15 protein-coding genes and 1 pseudogene are annotated in these 16,417 nt (G+C 67.3%); 2 read left to right on the plus strand and 14 right to left on the minus strand.

All coding sequences use genetic code 11. From position 1 onward, the window contains the following. Positions 1-256: 256 nt before the first annotated feature. The 6 genes and pseudogenes from PCC79_RS03665 to PCC79_RS17380 all read right to left on the minus strand — a co-directional run bounded on the left by PCC79_RS03665 (position 257) and on the right by PCC79_RS17380 (position 4,572). Complete coding sequence (locus PCC79_RS03665) at positions 257-1,249, minus strand: tyrosine-type recombinase/integrase (RefSeq protein WP_342373042.1); 993 nt, start codon at positions 1,247-1,249, stop codon at positions 257-259. After that, a complete protein-coding gene (locus tag PCC79_RS03670; protein WP_342373044.1) occupies positions 1,242-2,171 on the minus strand; it encodes a tyrosine-type recombinase/integrase in 930 nt (309 codons plus the stop codon). The genes PCC79_RS03665 and PCC79_RS03670 overlap by 8 nt, the downstream gene beginning before the upstream one ends. Beyond that, a complete protein-coding gene (locus tag PCC79_RS03675) occupies positions 2,168-3,109 on the minus strand; it encodes a tyrosine-type recombinase/integrase (RefSeq protein WP_342373046.1) in 942 nt (313 codons plus the stop codon). The genes PCC79_RS03670 and PCC79_RS03675 overlap by 4 nt, the downstream gene beginning before the upstream one ends. A gap of 81 nt (positions 3,110-3,190) precedes the next feature. Next, entirely contained in the window at positions 3,191-3,619 is a 429-nt protein-coding gene (locus PCC79_RS03680; RefSeq protein WP_342373047.1) for a hypothetical protein, read from the minus strand. After that, positions 3,606-3,962, minus strand: a complete 357-nt coding sequence (locus PCC79_RS03685; protein ID WP_342373048.1) for a PadR family transcriptional regulator — start codon at positions 3,960-3,962, stop codon at positions 3,606-3,608. The genes PCC79_RS03680 and PCC79_RS03685 overlap by 14 nt, the downstream gene beginning before the upstream one ends. A gap of 2 nt (positions 3,963-3,964) precedes the next feature. Beyond that, positions 3,965-4,572, minus strand: a pseudogene (locus PCC79_RS17380) (DNA cytosine methyltransferase). Positions 4,573-4,879: 307 nt separating this feature from the next. Here PCC79_RS17380 and mobF point away from each other — a divergent pair. Next, positions 4,880-8,443: a MobF family relaxase gene (gene mobF / locus PCC79_RS03690; RefSeq protein ID WP_342373049.1), complete on the plus strand. Its 3,564-nt coding sequence runs from the start codon at positions 4,880-4,882 to the stop codon at positions 8,441-8,443. 15 nt (positions 8,444-8,458) lie between these two features. On the opposite strand, the gene PCC79_RS03695 is transcribed toward mobF, so the two are convergent. The 7 genes from PCC79_RS03695 to dprA form a co-directional block, all read right to left on the minus strand. Further along, a complete protein-coding gene (locus PCC79_RS03695; RefSeq protein WP_342373050.1) occupies positions 8,459-9,403 on the minus strand; it encodes a helix-turn-helix transcriptional regulator in 945 nt (314 codons plus the stop codon). An 18-nt stretch (positions 9,404-9,421) separates the two neighbouring features. Beyond that, positions 9,422-10,105: a hypothetical protein gene (locus PCC79_RS03700; protein ID WP_342373051.1), complete on the minus strand. Its 684-nt coding sequence runs from the start codon at positions 10,103-10,105 to the stop codon at positions 9,422-9,424. A 62-nt stretch (positions 10,106-10,167) separates the two neighbouring features. After that, complete coding sequence (locus tag PCC79_RS03705; RefSeq protein WP_342373052.1) at positions 10,168-10,968, minus strand: hypothetical protein; 801 nt, start codon at positions 10,966-10,968, stop codon at positions 10,168-10,170. After that, the gene (locus tag PCC79_RS03710; protein WP_342373053.1) at positions 10,965-11,678 is read right to left on the minus strand and encodes an ABC transporter ATP-binding protein; all 714 of its coding nucleotides are present in this window, start codon (positions 11,676-11,678) and stop codon (positions 10,965-10,967) included. The genes PCC79_RS03705 and PCC79_RS03710 overlap by 4 nt, the downstream gene beginning before the upstream one ends. 107 nt (positions 11,679-11,785) lie before the next feature. Further along, positions 11,786-12,442, minus strand: coding sequence for a response regulator transcription factor (locus tag PCC79_RS03715; protein ID WP_342373054.1), 657 nt, complete (start codon positions 12,440-12,442; stop codon positions 11,786-11,788). Beyond that, positions 12,439-13,566 (minus strand): sensor histidine kinase, encoded by a 1,128-nt coding sequence (locus tag PCC79_RS03720; protein WP_342373055.1) that lies wholly within the window; start codon positions 13,564-13,566, stop codon positions 12,439-12,441. Before PCC79_RS03720 ends, PCC79_RS03715 begins: the two co-directional genes overlap by 4 nt. 106 nt (positions 13,567-13,672) lie before the next feature. Beyond that, positions 13,673-14,677, minus strand: coding sequence for a DNA-processing protein DprA (gene dprA, locus PCC79_RS03725; RefSeq protein ID WP_342373056.1), 1,005 nt, complete (start codon positions 14,675-14,677; stop codon positions 13,673-13,675). Between the two features lie 200 nt (positions 14,678-14,877). Here dprA and PCC79_RS03730 point away from each other — a divergent pair, with 200 nt between their 5' ends. After that, the gene (locus PCC79_RS03730; protein WP_342373057.1) at positions 14,878-15,153 is read left to right on the plus strand and encodes a hypothetical protein; all 276 of its coding nucleotides are present in this window, start codon (positions 14,878-14,880) and stop codon (positions 15,151-15,153) included. Here PCC79_RS03730 and PCC79_RS03735 read toward each other — a convergent pair. Continuing rightward, positions 15,090-16,343, minus strand: coding sequence for an ISL3 family transposase (locus PCC79_RS03735; protein WP_342372161.1), 1,254 nt, complete (start codon positions 16,341-16,343; stop codon positions 15,090-15,092). The genes PCC79_RS03730 and PCC79_RS03735 overlap by 64 nt on opposite strands. Between the last annotated feature and the right edge of the window lie 74 nt (positions 16,344-16,417).

The following is a 16,417-nucleotide window of genomic DNA, read 5'->3' on the forward strand; positions in this document are numbered from 1 at the left end:
TCGCTACCGGTGTCCGAAAGAGTGCGGTGGGCGACGATGAAGACGCGGAACCGGGGGTGTGGTGCGCCGATGACGGAAGCGGGTAGCCCGACCCATCGTGCATCCATCCCAGGTCGGCCAGGTCTCCGAGAACGGCGCTTATGTGGAAGTGCGCATAAGCGCCGTTATGTGGAGCGGGTGGTTATGCCGACCGGATCGCCGGAGGCCTGGGGCCTCGGCGTGAACGATGCCTCCGGTCGGCATAACCGCGAGGTCGTCAGCGGTCGGTGAGGAACGCGATGAGAGCGTCCGACGCCTGGTAGCGCGCTGGTGGCCTGTCGCCGATCGCGGGGAGTCGGTCCAAGCTCCGGCGCTTGAGCTCCAGGTCGGCGTGGAGATAGGCCTGGGTCGTCTGGATGGTGGCGTGTCCGAGCCAGAGCGCGATGCTGGCGGTGTCGATCCCGGCGTGCAGGAGCATCATCGCGCAGGTGTGCCGCAGGGTGTGCGGAGTGACGTTCTTCTCTCCCAAGCTTGCGCAGCGCACGGATGCGACCTGGACGTGCCGGGCGAGGAGTTTCGCGACCGCCGCCCGACTCAACGCCGTCCCGGTGCTCGTGGGGAACAGCGGCGTCGCAGGGATGCCGTCGAGTTCGCTGAGCCAGGCGGTCAGCAGTCGGACGGTGGGTTTCTGAAGCGGGATGACCCGGCGCTTGCGTCCCTTGCCGAGGCAGCGGAGCTGACTGTGCGGGCCGATCTCGATGTCCCCGACGTGCAGGCTCGTGAGTTCGCTGACGCGGAGCCCGGTCTGGATGCCCAGGTGCAGCAGGAGCCGGTCGCGCCTGCCGATCCAGGTGGTGGTGTCGGGGGCGGCGATGAGCGCTTCGGCCTCTGCCCGGGTGAGGAAGGACACGATGGTCGTCTTCGTGCGTTTCGCGGGGATCGCCAGCACCTGGCCGATCACCGCGATCGCATCCGGTGCCCGGTAGCTGGCGTAGGTGAAGAACGACCGCAACGCCGCCCGCCTCGCGTTGCGCGTCGAGGCGGAGTTGCCGCGCTCGTCCTCCAGGTGCTGGAGAACCCCGCCGACCAAGTCGGCATTCAGGTCCGCCAGTCTCAACGCCGACGGGGCGGTCCCGGTGCGGTGCTGGGCGTAGAGGAGCAGGAGCCGGAAGGTGTCGGCGTAGGCGGCTTTGGTGTGGACGCTCGCGTTCATCTGCCCGTCGAGCTTGTCGGTGAAGAACCGCTGCAACAGCGGCGCAAGATCACTCATCACCGCCCCCGATCGCCGGGAGGCGGGCGCCGAGGGCTGCGGCCAGCTCGGGGGTGTTCTGCAGATACCAGTAAGTCGAGACGGGGCTGACGTGCCCGAGCCAGGCCGAGAGGACCGGCATCATCTGCTCGACGTCACCACCGGCGCGGATGTGTCCGATGAGGGTGTTCGTCGCGAACGAGTGCCGGAAGTCATGCAACCGTGCCGCTGCCTCGGTCGCGGTGCCGGTCATTCCCGCCAGAGCGCGGATCTGACGGAACGCCTGCCCGCAGGTCGAGGTCGCCAGCCGGTCACCGCGCCGGGTGACGAACAACGCCTCGGTCCGCCGGGCGGGGAAGCGCTTGTTACGTAGCCGCTGATACTCGCCGATCGCGCTCATCGTGGTGGCGTGCACCGGCACGATCCGGGACTTGCCGAACTTCGACTCCGTCACCCGAACCCATCCGCCATCACCATCCTCATCCGAGGTGATGTCCGCGTCGTCGAGACCGCGGGCCTCGCTGATCCGCAGCCCGGTCACCGCCAGCAGTCCGAGCAGCGTCTGCCAGGTCGCGGCGCGAACCTCTGGTGTCAACCGGCCCGCCGCGCGCAGCAGCGCGTCGATCTGCTCCGATGTGTAGATATGCGGACGCGGGCGGTGGTTCACGTAGGGCCTCCCATCGAGCACGGGGACCTCGGTGGCCGGATCGAACGAGGCGATGTGCTCGGCGAACTGCCGGACCGTGTTCAACCGGGCAAGCACCGTGCCGCGGGAGAACCGGGCCGCCCAGGAGACCGCGAGGTCGTGACGGATCGTGGTCTCGCCGGCATCGTCCATGAAGTCCACGAACTCGCCCAGAACCCTGCCCGGGACGGCGAGCATGAACCCGAGGGCCCGCCTGGTCGTCAGATAGTCGTCCAGCAGGTCCCGTAAGACGCTCATCGTGCCCACCTGCTCGCAGCCGCCGCCGTCGGCCATTCGGGGACGAGCTGTGTCAGCCGTGCGTGGTCGACCTTGGTATAGATCGCGGTGGTTCGTAGTTGGGCGTGACGTAGCAGCCCCTGGACCTCTTGGAGCGTCGCGCCGGAGGCGAGCATCCCGGTGGCGAAAGTGTGCCGCAGTCGATGCGGACCGAACTCGGTGATCCCGGCCCTGGCGCAGGCCATCCGCACGATCTTCCCGATCCCGTTCGGCGCGACCGGGCGCACCGGCTCGAACATCGTCAAGAACACCTCGTCATACCCGGCCCGGCCGCCACGACCGTGCAGCACGTACTCCTCCAGAGCGCGCCCCACCTCCTCCGGTAGCGGCAACTCGTCAGCCCGGTCGCCCTTGCCCCGGACGCGGATCGTGCCGGTGCGCCAACCGATATCGCCCAGCCTGAGCGCGGCGATCTCTCCAGAGCGGAGACCGAGCCCCGTGAGCAGCAGCAGGATCGCCCGATCCCGCAACCCCTTTGGCGCTTGCAAGTCGAGGCTGTCCAGTAGCTCCTGGACCGTGCCCTCGGGCACCGGGTCCGGGATCGAAGACAGGCGCCATCCGGCAGCGTTCGGAACGACCCCGGCCAAGTCCTGCCCGACCCTGCCCGTGCGGTGGCAGAAGCGCAGGAATGAGCGCAGCATCACCAACTGCTTCCGCAGCGTCGACGGCTTCTGCCCTCGCTTCGCAGCGAGGTTCACCCACTCCATCACCGTCGCAGGCGTCAACGCTCGCAGCGACTCCTCGGCCGGCGCGGGCAACCAGGCCAGGAACCCGACGACCCGATCCGCGTATACCCGCGCGGTGCTCTCCGTGACCGACCGCTCCCGCAACAGCCAGTCCTCGAACTCCTCCAACACCTGCTGAGCATCGCCGCGGCGACGTTCCCGATACTTCGACATCGTGATCCTCCTTGATCTGTGCCGGTCAGCCGGTTTGACTGCCCGGTCAGATCAAGCGAACCGTGCCGACGCGCATCGCGGTTATGCGGAATCAGCTCCGGCCGATGCCTTGCGTGGGTCCTTGATCCGTTCGCGCCAGATCACGACGATCATCACGAAGTACACGGCCAGTCCCACTGCGCCGACCACGATCGCGATGATCGGGTGGAGCCCCCAGAAGACCTCCTCGTCGCGCACCTGTCCGAACACGCCGATGATCAGCACGCATCCGAACAAGAACCCGACGAGCCAGTTCACGACGTACCACCGCCATCGCCGTGCAGGTGCTGTCTTCCCGGCGAAGCTCGCGGCATACTCACTCGCCGGACCGAACGCTGCGACCGGGTCCTCACCCGTCTCGGCGATGTGGCTCTCGACCTGCGCGATCGCATCCCCGATCACCTCGCCCGGGACATCCCGCAACCGCAGCGCGAACATCAGCTGCTGTGTGTACTTCTCAACCGTTGTCATGACCAACTCCGTTCCCTTCGCCCTGCAGAAGCAACGACGTCCGCTCCGTGAACCTCTGCCACTGCGCCCGCTGCTGCCCCAAACGCTCGCGGCCGGCGACCGTGATCGTGTAGTACTTCCTGCCAGGCCCACCCTCGCCCTGACGCCATTGCGATGCGAGAGCGCCGTCTCGTTCGAGACGGTTCAAGACCGGGTAGAGCGTTCCACCCTTGATCGTCCCCATCCCCGCCTCGGCCAACCGCGCAGCAATGAGATACCCGTAGGTCTCGCCCTCGGACACCACAGCCAACGCCATCGTCTCCAGCACCCCACGAAGCCAATCCCCAGGCCAACTGTCATCCATATCTAGATACTCGCAGGCACTAGATGGTCTGTCAATCTAGCTACGAGTCTGCATAACACCGAGGCCCACATAACGGCGCCGGCTGCCCTGAGAGGTCGAGCTGCGTTGTCTCCCAGACCCCACGGGTCGAGTTCCAAGTTGCGAAGGGTTGCAGGGTCGGGGGTTGCATCGTCGGGGTTGCGGTGCTCATCGTCGTCTCCTTCCAAGGGTGTGCGGACGGCCATCGTGGAGAGCAGGCCACGCACGTTCTCGATGACGACCAACTCAGGTTGCAGCGCCTCAATCGCTGCTGCCATATGCGCCCACAGGCCCGAGCGGGTGCCGGGCGCGAGACCGGCACGTCGGCCGGCGACCGATACGTCCTGGCAGGGAACCCTCCACACAGCACATCGACGGGCTCAACGTCGCGCCAGTCGATGGTGGTGATGTCGCCCAGGTTCGGGGCGTCGGGCCAGTGAGGGGAGAAGATGCGGGCGACGGGCTTGTTGATTTCGGAGAACCAGATCGTCTCCGCACCGAGGACGTGCTCTATGGCGAGGTCGAGTCCGCCGTACCCGGAGAAGAGCGATCCGACTCTGAGCGGGCGGTCGTGCTGGGTGGGGTCGTGCATGAGGGCTCCGGACGATGAATGATTCCCGGCCGAACGCCGTTGATGGAGTCGTTGCCGGGCTGGTCACCGGGCAGGTGCACGCGAACCACGAAACACTCGCCGTCGATCAGTGGCACACCGAAGCCATCGCCTTCGCCGCACACCTTCGAGTACCGCGACGTTGACCCACGCCGAGCCGGCCACCGCCGGAGTCGTCCGGCCCCGTCTGAGCTACCACACGTCTTTCTGTAGAGGCGCGACCGCGCATTATCGCGGCCGAGTGCGGCGGGGTTCGGCCCACCTTGCGGGCACGGAAGGGAGGCCCGGGGTGACGGTTTCGATGCGCGTGATGACGGCGGGCGATGGTTACAAGTACCTGCTCCGTTCGGTCGCGGCCGGCGACGGTGACCGCTCCCTCTCGACGCCGTTGACCCGCTACTACGCCGAGGCGGGGAACCCGCCCGGGTTCTGGATCGGCCAAGGTCTCGCCGCCCTCGGGCACGGCGAACTGACGACCGGCTCAGAAGTCTCCGAAGCACAACTCGAGCTGCTGATCGGGTCCGGTCGTGATCCGATCACCGGCGACCCACTCGGCAAGGCGTACCCGACGTTCGCGCCCGTGGCCGAGCGGGTCGAACGCCGCACCAAGGCCCTCGACGCGAGTCTGGGTCCGGCGGCGCGGGCGGTCGAGACGGCACGGATCGAGGCCGAGGAAACCGAACGCGGAACCCGGCGTGCGGTGGCGGGATTCGACTTCACCTTCTCGGTACCCAAGAGCGTGTCGGCGTTGTGGGCGGTCGCCGACGCCGGGACGCAAGCGTTGATCGCGGACGCGCATCATGCGGCGGTTGCAGAGCTGGTTGCATTCCTCGAACGCGAGGTTGCAGTCACCCGCACCGGCGCGGACGGCCCCGAGGGAACGGTTGCCCACGTCGATGTCCTCGGCGTGGCCGCAACCACGTTCGACCACTACGACAGCCGGGCGGGCGATCCGCAGTTGCACACCCACGTCGTCATCAGCAACAAGGTCAAGACCGCCCAAGACGGCAAGTGGCGCGCCCTCGCAGGGCGTCCGATGCACGCCGCGGTCGTCGCGGTCTCCGAGCTCTACAACGCCGCCCTGGCCGACCAGCTCACCCGCACCCTCGGCATCGAGTGGGAGACCCGCGACCGTGGCCGGGACCGCAACCCCGCATGGGAACTCGTCGGCGTCACCGAAGAACTGATCGGTGAGTTCTCCACCCGGTCACGGCACATCGAGGCCGAGAAAGACCGCCTCATCGCCGAGTACGTCGCCACGCACGGCAGGCAGCCATCCGCCCGGATCGTGTTGAAGCTCCGCGCCCAAGCGACCCTGGCGACGAGGCCCGAGAAGCACATCCACTCGCTCGCAGAGTTGACCAGCCAATGGCGGGAACGCGCCGGCCGGGTGCTCGGGCGGGACGCGACCGGCTGGGCACGCAGCCTCACCCACCATGCCGCCGAGGATGCGGCTCGGGTGTTGCGGGCCGACGACGTGCCGCTGGATGTCGTGCGCGAGGTCGGGCTGTCGGTGATGGCGGTCGTGAGCGAGAAGCGGTCGACGTGGACGAGATGGAACCTGCACGCCGAAGCCTCCCGCCAGTTGATGGGCTGGCGCTTCACCACGATGCTGGATCGGGAGGCAATCACTGGGCTCGTGGTCGATGCCGCCGAACAAGCCTCGCTGCGCCTGACTCCGTCCGAACTTGCGTCCAGCCCGGTGCAGTTCCGCCGCGCCGATGGCACCTCGCGGTTCCGGCCACACGCCTCAGCGCTGTTCTCATCCGAAGCCCTGCTCGCCGCCGAAGACCGACTCCTGAATCGCGCCGACACTCTCGCCGGGCCGGTGGTGTCGTTGGAGACCGTCGAGCAGATCACCAGCCGCCCCGACCCACGAGGCCGGATGCTCGGCGAGGATCAGGCCGCAGCCCTGGCCGCGATCGCCGTCTCCGGCCGCGCCCTCGACGTGCTGGTCGGCCCCGCCGGTGCAGGCAAGACCACCGCCATGTCGGCGTTGCGCCGCGCATGGGAGAAGGAGCACGGCCCCGGCTCGGTGGTCGGACTCGCGCCGTCCGCCGTCGCCGCGCAGGTCCTCACCGACGATCTGGGCATCGACACGGAGAACACGGCGAAGTGGTGGCAGAACCATCTCATGCTCGGCACCACGTTCGAGGCGGGGCAGCTCGTCATCATCGACGAGGCGTCCCTGGCCGGCACCGCTTCCCTTGACCGCATCACTGCCGAGGCCGAGCAGGCTGGCGCGAAGACTCTGTTGGTGGGTGACTGGGGGCAGCTCCAGTCGGTTGACGCCGGTGGCGCGTTCTCGCTGCTCGTCCATGCCCGCGACGAAACCCCTGAGCTACTCGACATCCACCGCTTCGCCCATGAGTGGGAGAAGACCACATCGCTCCAGCTCCGCCACGGCCGCGCGGAGGCGATCGACACCCTCGCAGGCCACGATCGCATCACCGGCGGCGACCAAGAAGCCATGATCGACGCCGCCTATGGCGCGTGGCGGCGCGACCTCTCTGATGGGCGAGCGTCGATCCTCGTGGCCGAGACCCACGAGACCGTCACCGCCCTCAACGCGAGGGCGCGGGCAGACAGGATCATCGACGGCACCGTGCACGGCACCCGTGAAGTCGGTCTGCATGACGGCACCGCCGTTTCAGAGGGCGATCTGGTCATCACCCGTCACAACGACCGGCGCCTACGCAACGGCCGCTCCTGGGTTCGCAACGGCGACCGCTGGACCGTCACCGGAGTTCACGCGGACGGGTCGGTCAGCATTCGCCGGGTCGGCCGCTGGCTTCGAGGCGGGATCGTCCTGCCCGCCGACTATGTGGCCGAACACCTCGACCTCGGCTACGCCATCACCGCCCACCGCGCCCAGGGCGTGACGACCGACACCGCGCACGTCATCGCCAGCGCGACCACGACGCGGGAGAACTTCTACGTCGCCATGACCCGCGGTGCCGCCGGGAACTATGCCTATGTCGTGCTCGACCGGCCCGACGACAGCCACGCGGTGCCGCACCCCAGCGACAACCCGGACGCCACCGTAAGGTCGGTGCTCTACGGCGTGATCCAGCACATCGGCGCTGAACTGTCCGCGCACGAGGCGATCACCGCCGAACAGGAACGGTGGAGCAACATCGGCCAGCTCGCCGCCGAGTACGAGACCATCGCCCAAGCCGCCCAGCACGACCGCTGGGCCACTCTCCTTGCCGCTGCCGGGCTCGCTGACGAGCAGGTCGATGCCGTGCTCGACTCCGACGCCTACCCAGCACTATCCGCAGAGCTGCGGCATGCCGAAGCCAACCACCACGACCTCGACACCCTGCTGCCGCGCCTGATCGCGGCACGCAGCCTGGACGACGCCGACGACATCGCTTCGGTGATCCATGCCCGTGTCGCTCGCGCTACCGTCCGGCCTGCCGGGTCCGGCCGCACCCGCAAGCCGCCCCGGCTGGTCGCCGGCCTCATCCCATACGCGGGTGGACCGATGGCCGTCGATATGCGCCAAGCCTTGGACGAGCGCCACGAACTGATCGAAGCCCGCGCCGACGCCGTTCTCACCGGCGCGCTTACAGACAAGGCACCGTGGACAGCCCAGTTCGGCCCGGCACCGAAGGACGCGAAGCAACGCACGGCCTGGCGGCGCGCCGCCGTCATCGTCGCGGCGTACCGGGACCGCTACCAGATCACCGACGACCGAACCCCACTCGGCCCGGCACCGCAGAGCAGCCGGCAGAAGATCGACGCCACTCGCGCCCGCGCCGCCCTCGACCACGCACGCGCCATCACCAACGACGAGCCTCAGCCCGAACCGGCCAGGCCAGCCAAGGTGTGGCCCGCGCGAACTCTCTGATCTGGCGACCGCGTTTCAGCCGGCCTGTGGTGCGGCGTGGCGGCGGCTGATGGCCCGGTACTTGCTCGGCGTGACCCCGACACTGCGGCGGAACTGCCGTGCCGCGAAGTCAGGATCACGCCACCCCACCTCATGGGAGATCGCCGCAATCGAACCATCCGTTGAACGCAGCAGACCCGCCATCTGCTCTGTACGCAGCATCGTCAGATAGGCGATCGGTGACTTCCCGAACGCCTCCACGAACACCCGGCCCACCTGTGACTTCGACAGATGCAGCTCGTCGGCCAGGTCGGTCACCGACCAGTGCCGCACCGGATCGGCCCGCAACAACTCAGCGCCCCGCCGGGCCTCGCTACGGATCGGCGAGAACCGGCGATGCCGCGGCTGGGTCGGCCACCCGGTCGCCCGTTGCGTGGAGGACGTGCGGATCGGTGAGGTCTTGATGAAGGGGAAGATGATATGGGCGATGGAGAACCAGAGCGCCTGCATCCGATGGAAGTTCTCGACGGGTCGCGCCTCAATACTCAGGGCGACCAGCTCGTCCAGCCACGGCATCAACTGCTCCGCCCGGTCCTCACCAAGACGGAGAATCTGCGTCGGCTCGGTGTAGATCGTGGCCGCGAACTCCTGCGCGTCGAGCCGGTCTTGCAGGAAGCCGACGTGCTGCCAGAACACCTGGTCGATCAGGTAGTCGGTGTCGGCGTAGATCGTCGTCACTGTGATGTGCCCCTCGGGCTCCGACCCGCACAGCATGTTCGCGCCCAGCACGATCACGTCACCAACCTTGACAGGCTTCTGCCCGAACTCAGAGAACAAGATCGCTGACCCGTCCCGGACGACGATGATTTTCACGCAGTCGTGGGCGAGCGGCCCGATAGGCCAATGGAGCCTGCGAGTGCGGGCCACCAGCGGGCTGAACGTGATGGACCGCGCATCGCCGATTAACGCGTGCGCCGCCATGAGTCATGTCCATGTGTCTCAGGTGTCGCGACGAAGCAGCACGACCGTGTAGCTGACGACGGCGAGCAGCGCCCACCCCGCTAAGACGATCGCGGCGATCGCGGGCGGGAGTTCGGTGACGTCGTAAGCGGGAGTGCCGAGCAGGCTCATCGCGGCCTGGTCCGGTAGGAACTTGATGCCCTGCGGCCACTGGAAGACTCCCGTTGCCACAAGGATCGGGATCAGAATGAGCACCGTGAGGGACGTGGTGGTGTTCCGAGTCAATCCGGCGAGCCCGAAGGCGACGACCGACATGAGGAAGTAGGCGATGACCCATCGCCCGAGGTCGAACAGGTCGCCTGCAGGATCGAGGCCGGCGTGGAGGCCCACGATCAGTCGGGCTGGGAGCAGCACGATGACGGCCGCTGGAATGGTGATGGCCGCCAGCGCGAGCCACTTCGCCGTGGCGAGCCGCCCACGGAGGGGCGTGGCAGTGAGGGTCACGCGATGTTGCCCCGACGGATACTCACTTCCTGCTGCGTAGACAGCGATGATGAGGAACCCGTAGATCGGCGCGAACATGACGGCGGGGAACGCGGACAGCGGTGCTGGCTCGGCTCCGAATCCGAACCGGACGACTTCGGTGGCCGCGATCACCGCGAAGGTGAGGTTGGCGATGAGGGTGATCGTCATGCCAAGGATCGTCGCGGGGTGGGTGGTCATCTTCGTGACCTCCGCGTGAAAGACATCGCGGAGTCGAGGCGTGGGGGCGGCTTGGAGTAGCGTCATCGGGCGTCCCTGCGCTGGAGCATCCATGCCGCGACGGCAACCGTGGCGATAGCCCAGACGATCAGCACGATCGCGCCGTGCTCAGGGCTGGCCGTCAGCGGTGGCGGGAAGCCCGGCTCTACCAGAAGGTTCCGGCCGGCGCTCGTGGGGACCAGCGCATCGACACCCGGAGCGATGGACGAGACCACTTGAGTCATGGTCAGCCCGAGCATCAGGCCGCAGACGATGATCCCGGTGAGCGTACGTCGGGCGATGAGGGTCAGCGCGAAGCCGATCAGAGTGAAGGTCACGATGAAGAGTTGGAACCGGCCGTATGCCGCGAAAGCCTCCGGTTCCCAAAGCAGGGCAGGGTTCCAGTCCTTGACCACGACATACATGTACGCGGCCGAGGTCAACGTGAGCAGGATCCCCACGCCCAGCGCCACGAGTGCCGTTGCGATGGTCTTGGCGCAGATCAGCCGGAGGCGCGACGGCACCGCGAGCACGCTGACACCCAGGTGACCTTGCCGGAACTCGGCCCCGGCTATGAGCGCGCCGATGACGAAACAGAAGATGCCGATCTGCAACGGCCAAGTTGTGAGGTCCCACACGAGCGAAGCAGCAGATTGGGACTGCCCATCGAAGAGTTCGATCATGCCGTCCGGCGTGATCTTCGCCATCGCGTCGGTGTAGAGCGGAAGCTGAATCTGGATAATCACGGCATTCAGGAGAAGGATGACGCCGATCGCCAGCCATGTGCTGCGCAGGGTGAAGACCTTGGTCAGTTCAGAGCGAACGATGCTGAACATGTCGATCACCAGCTCTGCCCGGGCTGCGTGCCGGTCAAGGAGAAGAACGCCTCTTCCAGCGAGGCGTGCCCCGCGGTGACCTCGCTCAGCGTTCCGGTGGCCACGATGCGAGCCTTGTTGATGATGACGATGTCATCGACAGTCTCGGCGGTCTCGCCCATCAGGTGGCTCGACAACAAGACGGTGTTGCCCTGCTCGGCGTACTGGCGCAAGAAGGTGCGGACGGTACGGATGCCTTCGGGGTCGAGCCCGTTGACGGGCTCATCGAGCACCAGGATTCGTGGCTCGCCAAGGAGCGCGGCGGCGAGACCGAGGCGCTGTTTCATGCCGAGCGAGTACTTCTTGACTCGAATGTTCGCGGCGTCTGTCAGCCCTACGGTTTCGAAGACTTCGGCGATTCGTCTACTGGGGATGCGGTTGGATTGCGCAATCCAGCGCAGGTGATCCACGCCACGCCGCTCAGGGACCGCAGAGGCGCCATCGAGCATCGCACCGACCGTCCGCAAAGGCTGAGCGAGGCTCTGATAGGGCTTGCCGTCGATCAGCGCGTGTCCGGCGGTGGGCCTGTCGAGTCCGAGCAGGATGCGAAGCGTGCTGGACTTGCCGGCGCCGTTGGGGCCGAGGAATCCGGTGACCCGGCCGGGCTGGGCGGTGAAACTCACCTCATCGACGGCCGTCTTTGATCCGTACTTCTTTGTGACGCCGTGTATCTCGATCACGCGCTACTCCTTCACCGTGGAACTGGGAACCTTGTTCCCTTCCACCGTGCCCGGAGGTCACGTTGCGTCGTGTCGTCCGAAAGTAGACAGTTGTGCGTGCTCGGGGTTCAGCGGCTCTCGTGCAGGAGGCCTGCCTGGTGAGCGAGCACCGCGAGCTGTGTCCGGTCGCTCACATCGAGTTTCATGAACAGCCGTCGAAGGTAGGTCCGCACGGTCGGCAGGCTCAGGTACAGCTCGTCAGCAATCTGCTGGTTCGAGTTTCCCGATGCGACCAGACGGACGACCTGCAACTCTCGCTCGCTGAGCCGGGTCTCGGCAAAGGCGTGCGGTGATTGGCGCGGCTGTGCCGCGAACTGATCCATCAGTCGCGCCGTGACTTCGGGCGCCAGCGAGCTGTGGCCGGCATGGACAGCACGAACCGCGGCCAGCACCTCGGCAGATGAGGCATTCTTCAGCAGGAACCCCGCCGCCCCATCGCGGATCGCCTCGCTAACGTACTCGTCCAGATCGAAGGTGGTCAGCACGATCACGCGCGTCTGGGTGCCCGCGATCCCGCGCACAACGTCCAAGCCGCTTCCGCCGGGCATCTGCACGTCCACGAGCGCGACATCGGGTTTCAGGATCGGGATCATGCGCAGCGCGTCGGCCACGGTTCCGGCCTCGTCCAGCACCCGGAACCCCTCGGCGCGGTCGAACAGCCGCCGGTACACGCGCCGGAAGTCCTTGTCGTCGTCGGCCAGGAACACCCGGATCGGAGCCGTCACAGAACCACCCCCAACGGCAATCGAGCCAACACCCGGGTGCCGCCATCGAGCCGGCTCGTCACCGTCAGCTCTCCACCGGCCTCATCCACCCGCTCCCGCATCCCGAAAAGCCCACTGCCTGGCCGGACCGATGCCGGAAGACCCGCGCCATCATCGTCGACGCGCACCGCCAGCGTCGCACCCTCCGGCCACACCGCGATCTCGCAATGACTGGCACCAGAGTGCCGAACGATGTTGCTCAGTGCTTCCTGCACGACGCGCACCGTCACCCGATCCGTTGCCGGCGACACCTCGGGAAGCTCGATGCGCGCGGTCACATCAAGCCCGCTCGCTCGTGTGGCCGTCACCAACCGCGGAAGCACCAAGGCAGCGGCGCCCGTCTCGACTTCATCCAGACTGCCTCTACCTGCTCGGAGAGCGCGCACGAGCGCCTGCACATCCTCCAACGCGCCACGCGCACGCTGCTCGATGTCGGCCAGGCTCTCGCGAAGCTCCTGCTCATCAGAACCAGGCAAATTCCTCGCCACGTCAGCCTCGGCACTGATGACCGTCAGCGCATGGCCGACAACATCGTGCACCTCCCGCGCCATCGTCGCCTGCGCCTTCACTCGCTCAAACTCAGCCGCCTGCTCCACAACCTTGCGGGTGGCCGCCAAGCGTCGTGCCTCGACATGCCCCAGCAGCCAGGCCGCTCCCAGCGCGCCGACGGCGATCACCGCACGCTGAGCTATTTCGCTGCCGGCCGAAGTCATCGCCAACACGCCAGAGCAGAGCACGAGCACGACCGCAACCGGGCCCGCCGTCCGTGTCCGGCCACCACGCAGGGTCAGCGGGTACAGGCACCAGGCAGCCGCAATCATGGGATCGGTACTTGCGCCGACCACCCATCCCGCCGCCGTAGCCACCAACGCTGTGAGCGTCGCCACAAGCGGCCACCGCCAACGCAGTAGCACCGCCGCGACCACAGTTGCGGCTAACCCGATCACCGCAGGGAGATTTCCCGTCGAATCGGTTGCCAGTGGTAGCACCCAGAACATGACGACGACCAACGTCGCGACACCAGCGTCCACGAACCACGACAGCGCAGACCCGCCCGCTGGTACGTGTCTGCCAAGGTCGCTCACGCCCTCAATTGCACCACAGTCACCTGGATAGGCCCGCCCAATAACATCGGCTGTGCACAGACCACGATCCCAGTCGCGGCGGACGGGTCGGCGGGACCGGCGAGAATCAGAACGACCACCCTGGCCTCTGGCCTGACTGGCGCGCGGGACGCATGTCCTGTGCGATCCTCGGACGGTCGCTGCTCCGGTGGTCTGCCTCGTCTCGGTCGAGCAGAGCGATCACATCGCCGGTCTGAGTGACGACAGAAGCGATACCTTGCTTGATGAGTTCGTTCGTGCCGTTGCTGACGGCGCTGGTCACGGGACCGGGTACCGCGCCGATGCCCCGACCGAGGCCGTCCGCGCTGAACACGGTCGTCAGCGACCCGGATCGCACGCCGGCCTCCGGGATCACGACCCCACCCGAGAGCGCAGCCATCAGCCGGTTCCGCGCGATGAACCGGTCGCGGCTGGGCACAGCACCCGGCGGGAGTTCGCTCACGAGCAGGCCGGTGTCGGCGATACGATTCAGCAGCTCGGTGTGCGCGGCCGGGTAGCGGCGGTCCAAGCCAGTCGCCAGCACAGCGATCGTCTGACCGCCGGCGGCAAGCACGCTCCGGTGCGCCGCACTGTCGATGCCGTACGCGCCTCCGGCGATGACCACCCGCTCCTCATCGGCCAGACCCGTCGCAAGTTCGTTGGTGACGTGCTCGCCGTAGTGGGTGGAAGCGCGAGCGCCCGTGATCGTGACCCGATCACTCAGCGCCGTCGCCAAGAACGACGTTGCGCCCTGTGTCCACAACACATACGGGGCACGGTCGCCCAGCTCGTCCAGCCCGGCGGGCCACTCCCGATCCGCCGGAATCAGGGTGTCGAACCCGAGCTGCTTGGCCTCGGCGACACGTTCGAGCGGGTCGGGCACGATCCGTTGCCGCAGTCGCTCGCGCCACAGCAGAACGTCGGCGCGGGCCAGGCCGGTCACGTCGTGGTCGGATTCGACCAGGCTCAGGGTTGCTATGCCGCCGTGGCGCCCCAGGATGTACCCAGTAGTGGGGTCGTTCGGTTCGGCGATCATCGACAGCACGATCCGCGCCATCCGTTCGCCCTGCACCTTCTCCGCCAGCGTCGCCATGATCGGTGTCCTTCCACTCCAAGGTCACCGACGAGGTGCACCGCCGGGTGTCACCGATTGGGTTTCCCTTCGTCGCAGCTCAGACGTAAAGTTGAAGGTGAGGCGGCTTTCTCCTTCACAGTGGGCCGTTCGCGGCAGGCCTTCGGGCACTCTTCAACGCACCGTCTCGCAGAGACGCCTGCGTAGAAGAGGAGCATCCGATGATCCGCCTACTGATGATCGCCAGCATCCATATCCGCGACTTCATGCGCCGCTACATGCCGAGCAACATCTTGCTCGACCGCATCCGTACGCGCCGCGGCCTCAAATGGGGCATCCCCGCCGTGCTGCTGGCAATCCCATACTTCGCCGTCGCCCACTGGTGCACCACGATCATCGGCAACGACGGCCCCGGATGGCTCAATCTGGCTCTTCACACTTCCGGTGGGGGTGGCGGGGTGAGTCCGCCGCCGATGAGGAGCATGCGTAGCCGGTAGTTGTCTCGGTTGCGGAAGCCGCGGGCGATGCGGCGGTGGAGTTCGATGAGCCCGTTGATGCTCTCGGTGCCGCCGTTGCTGGCGCGGCCGGTGTCGAAGTAGGCCAGGAAGGCGTCCCTCCACTGCTTGAGGGTGCGGCCCAGCTTGGCGATCTCGGGGATGGGACACGTGGGGAAGCTGGCGACGACCTGTTCAGCGAGTTGGCGGCCTCGAGCGGGGTCGGGGTGGGCGTACGCGGCGCGAACACGTTGGGCGCACTGCCAGGCGATGTGGACGGCGTCGTGGCGCTCGTCGGCGGCGATGGCAGCGGCCAGGCGGGCCTGTTGCTTCTCGGTGAGCCGCTCGGCCGCGCAGCGCAGGATGTTCCGGATCCCGTACAAGGGGTCGCCGGAACGGCCACGGTGACCGTGGATCTCCTGCTGCACGCGGCGGCGAACCTCATCGACCGCCCGGCCGGCGAGGGCGACCACATGGAAAGCATCCAGGACAGCGGTGGCGTCGGCGAGTTTGTCGTCGATGGCGTTCTTGTAGCCGTGGAACGGGTCCAGGGTGGCGACCTCGACCCCAGCCTTGAACGCCGTGCCGCGTTGGTCGAGCCATGTCTTGTACACGGTCCCGGAGCGGCCGGGTACGAGGTCGAGCAGCCGGGCTCGGACGCGTCCGTCCTTGTCACGGGTCAGGTCGACCATGCCGGTGAGCTCCTTCGGGCCGCGCTTGCGGGGACTCACGTGGTGCCACAGGTGTTCGTCCACCCCGAGGGTGGTCACGCCGGCGAACCGGGCCTCGTCGTCGGCCAGCGTCGCCAGGATGGGTTGGATCGAGCCCCATACCGTCTTCCACGCCACCCCCAGCTGCCGCGCGAGTCCGTGGATGGAGGCGTGCTCGCGGCGGACCTGCTCGATCACCCACCGGCACGCCCGGGTGGTCAACAGCCCGCGCGGGCGGGCTATCTGCTCGTCCTGCTCGGTGAACACCCTGGTCGGGCACGCCGGCTCCAGGCACCGCCACGTGCGTTTGCGCCACCGCAGCCGGGTCGGCCGGGCGAAACACGGGATGTCCACCAGCGTGGTCGTGCGTCGGCCGCGACTCTCAGCGACTACCCCACACGACGGGCAACCCACCACCGTGGACGCCGACTCCATCGTCACCACCAGCACGTCGTGGACCTTGTCGACGTCGACAACGTGCAAGCCGTCCAGGCCGACCAGCAGGTCGCAGTGGTCACAGTACGAAGGGGTCGTGGCAGCGCAGCAGCACCCCGTAG

It is taken from the genome of Propioniciclava soli, from assembly GCF_038502305.1.
In the GTDB taxonomy this organism is placed as follows: Bacteria; Actinomycetota; Actinomycetes; order Propionibacteriales; family Propionibacteriaceae; genus Propioniciclava; species Propioniciclava soli.